General features: G+C 64.5%; 2 rRNA genes. Both read left to right on the forward strand.

Annotation, left to right across the window (positions count from 1 at the left end):
- Nucleotides 1-315 precede the first annotated feature (315 nt).
- Nucleotides 316-1,830: ribosomal RNA gene (locus EFAMC2_RS02275) — 16S ribosomal RNA — on the forward strand.
- 251 nt (nt 1,831-2,081) lie between these two features.
- Nucleotides 2,082-2,323, forward strand: a 23S ribosomal RNA gene (locus EFAMC2_RS02280); the annotation flags it as partial.

The raw sequence follows: 2,323 nt of genomic DNA on the forward strand, positions 1-2,323 counted from the left end.
CCCCGGCGCAAGATGTGTGCGTCCCGTGGAGACCCTCCCGCCCCCTTCACGCGGCGGGGCGGGGGGCGTATATTACCTCCTCGCGCCGCACCGGCCGCGGGAGGGACCGCGGGCCGTGGCGCGGACGAACCCTGAGAACCGGATACCGCGATCGAAGAGATCGAGAGACAGACAAGCGAACGAAACTTCGAAGGTGTGACCAGCATCACAACCCAGAGGTTCCTTATTCGTGGATCCGAGACGAGAGCAGCGAGACCGGCCGGGCCGGACCTCCGAGCACACTTGAATCGCCGGGCCGCGCGAGCGGCCCGCACCTGAACGGAGAGTTCGATCCTGGCTCAGGATGAACGCTGGCGGCGCGCCTAACACATGCAAGTCGAACGGTTAAAGCTTCCCTCGGGAAGCTCATAGAGTGGCGAACGGCTGAGTAACACGTGGGCAACCTGCCCCCCTCACCGGGACAGCCTCGCGAAAGCGGGATTAATACCGGGTACTCCGCAAGGGACGCATGTCCCGGGCGGGAAAGCCGAGGCGGAGGGGGATGGGCCCGCGGCCTGTTAGCTAGTTGGCGGGGCAACGGCCCACCAAGGCGACTATGGGTAGCCGGGTTGAGAGACCGACCGGCCAGATTGGGACTGAGACACGGCCCAGACTCCTACGGGAGGCAGCAGTGGGGAATCTTGCGCAATGGGGGGAACCCTGACGCAGCGACGCCGCGTGCGGGACGAAGGCCCTAGGGTCGTAAACCGCTTTCAGCAGGGAAGAGGCCGAGAGGTGACGGTACCTGCAGAAGAAGCCCCGGCTAACTACGTGCCAGCAGCCGCGGTAATACGTAGGGGGCGAGCGTTATCCGGATTCATTGGGCGTAAAGCGCGCGTAGGCGGCCGCGCAGGTCGGGAGTCAAATCCGGGGGCTCAACCCCCGCCCGCTCCCGAAACCGCGCGGCTTGGGTCTGGTAGGGGAGGGCGGAATTCCCGGTGTAGCGGTGGAATGCGCAGATATCGGGAAGAACACCGGTGGCGAAGGCGGCCCTCTGGGCCACGACCGACGCTGAGGCGCGAAAGCTGGGGGAGCGAACAGGATTAGATACCCTGGTAGTCCCAGCCGTAAACGATGGACGCTAGGTGTGGGGGGACGAGCCCCCCGTGCCGCAGCCAACGCACTAAGCGTCCCGCCTGGGGAGTACGGCCGCAAGGCTAAAACTCAAAGGAATTGACGGGGGCCCGCACAAGCAGCGGAGCATGTGGCTTAATTCGAAGCAACGCGAAGAACCTTACCTGGGCTTGACATCACCGTGAAGCCGGGGAGACCCGGTGGCCGAGAGGAGCGGTGACAGGTGGTGCATGGCTGTCGTCAGCTCGTGTCGTGAGATGTTGGGTTAAGTCCCGCAACGAGCGCAACCCCCGTCGCGTGTTGCCAGCGGTTCGGCCGGGCACCCGCGCGAGACCGCCGGCGTCAAGCCGGAGGAGGGTGGGGACGACGTCAAGTCATCATGCCCCTTATGCCCAGGGCCGCACACGTGCTACAATGGCCGGCACAGCGGGCTGCGACCTCGCGAGAGGAAGCGAATCCCTCAAAGCCGGCCCCAGTTCGGACAGGGGGCTGCAACCCGCCCCCTCGAAGTCGGAGTTGCTAGTAATCGCGGATCAGCACGCCGCGGTGAATGCGTTCCCGGGCCTTGTACACACCGCCCGTCACACCACCCGAGTCGTCTGCACCCGAAGTCGCCGGCCCAACCTCGTGGGGGAGGCGCCGAAGGTGTGGAGGGTGAGGGGGGTGAAGTCGTAACAAGGTAGCCGTACCGGAAGGTGCGGCTGGATCACCTCCTTTCTAGGGAGAGCTCACTTCTTAGAGAAGACCACAGTTGCGGGGCGGCCCGCCGTTCCTCGCTGCCACTCCCGGTCCCCAAGGTCGCGGCGTCCGGTCCCGAGGGCTCGCCCTCCCGTACCCTGAGAGCCGCATAGCGCAAGGACGCGATCACATAACGTGATCGAACATTCCTTATTTTTCTCAATGTCTTGAGAAGTCGCATAGAAGATCGCGATGGATGCGAGATCACCCATTTAAACGATTCGAAGCGAAGAGAAGATGTCAAGGGCGCACGGTGGATGCCTTGGCACTGGAAGCCGAAGAAGGACGCGGCAAGCTGCGATAATCCGCGGCGAGGGGCACACGCCCGTCGACCCGCGGGTCTCCGAATGGGGAAACCCGGCGCGCGACATGGCGCGCCACCCCCGGGCGAACTCATAGCCCGGCGGGAGGCAACCCGGGGAACTGAAACATCTAAGTACCCGGAGGAAGAGAAATCAACCGAGATCCCCCC

The sequence above is a fragment of the Olsenella uli genome (genome assembly GCF_901212655.1).
Classification (GTDB): domain Bacteria; phylum Actinomycetota; class Coriobacteriia; order Coriobacteriales; family Atopobiaceae; genus Parolsenella; species Parolsenella uli_A.